This window comes from Staphylococcus sp. AC872 (assembly GCF_979255425.1).
In genome coordinates this window covers 1-281 of the sequence record NZ_CEEDKW010000046.1, presented here as the reverse complement: position 1 = coordinate 281, position 281 = coordinate 1, and the positions used below count along the sequence as shown (strand labels likewise).

At 60.5% G+C, this 281-nt stretch carries 1 protein-coding gene; it reads right to left on the bottom strand.

The window, feature by feature from the left end:
- On the bottom strand, nucleotides 1–281 hold a 281-nt coding region (locus ACZ267_RS12865), incomplete at both ends, for a BCCT family transporter (RefSeq protein ID WP_463680341.1).

Genomic DNA, 281 nt, shown 5'->3' with positions numbered 1-281 from the left:
CGCCATAACCCAGCGAAGTCGCCACGCCGAGAACGGTGCCGATCACCGCGAAAATGTCCACCGCATGTCCGATCGGGCCATAGATACGGTCACCAATCAGCGGGTAAAGCGCCGAACGCAGGGTCAGCGGCAAATTATGCCGGTAGGCGAAGTACGCCAGGATCAGTGCGACGACGGCATAGATTGCCCAGGCATGCAGACCCCAGTGGAAGAAGGTTAGCTTCATTGCCTCCTTGGCTGCCTGGACGGTCTGTGGGTCGCCCACCGGTGGTGCGATGAAG